An 877-nucleotide genomic window follows, 5' to 3' on the forward strand; every position below is an offset into this window, starting at 1 on the left:
CCAGGGGTGGCACTCCGGCCCCCTCATGCCGACGCGATTCTCCTTTGCCAGCAGGGCAAAAAAATTGGCGGCCACCGAGCAGGGGGACGCCACCGGATCAGCGGAGGCCGAAAAGTTATGGGTGCACCAGCGAAGAGCACGGCAGACAAGAGCGCAGCGCGACGCGAGCAGGCCGCCGCACTGCACGAGAGCATCACCGCGAAGGTCGCCCAGCTCACCGACACCGACGCATGGGCCGCCTACCTGACCGCCGCAGCAGCGTTCCACTCCTACAGCTTCAACAACGTCATGCTGATTTTCTCGCAGGCCCCCGACGCCAGCCAGGTCGCCGGATTCCGCAAGTGGCAGCAGCTCGGACGACAGGTCCGCAAGGGCGAAAAGTCGATCAAGATTTTCGGCTACTCGACCAAGAAGATCACCGAAACCGACACCGAGACCGGCGAGGAAACCACCCGCCGCGCAGCACGGTTCCCGATCCTGTCCGTGTTCGACATCGCCCAAACCGACCCGATCGAAGGACACCCCGCAGCAGCCGCCGACACCATCACCACCCGACTGCAAGGCGAAGACCCCGCCGCGATCTACACCCGCATCGCGCAGGTGATGACCGAACAGGGATGGACCGTCACCCGCGAGCACATCGCCGGAGAAACGAACGGCCGCACCAGCCTCGACGGATCACGCCGCATCATCGTCGACGACACGATCAGCGACGCACAAGCCGCGAAAACGATGATTCACGAAGCCGCCCACGCACTCATGCACGCCAGCGGAGACATCGACCCCGCCGAGCTGCACCGAGGCCGCGCCGAAGTGGAAGCCGAATCCGTCGCCTACGTCCTGGCCGGACTGCTCGGACTCGACACCACCGACTACA

1 protein-coding gene is annotated in these 877 nt (G+C 64.9%); it reads left to right on the forward strand.

Going from position 1 to position 877, the window contains the following annotated elements:
• Nucleotides 1-117: 117 nt before the first annotated feature.
• A partial coding sequence (locus QMA15_RS32640; RefSeq protein WP_290289341.1) for an ArdC-like ssDNA-binding domain-containing protein occupies nt 118-877 on the forward strand: 760 nt, incomplete at its 3' end.

It is taken from the genome of Rhodococcus sp. APC 3903 (assembly GCF_030407755.1).
GTDB classification, from domain to species: domain Bacteria; phylum Actinomycetota; class Actinomycetes; order Mycobacteriales; family Mycobacteriaceae; genus Rhodococcus_F; species Rhodococcus_F erythropolis.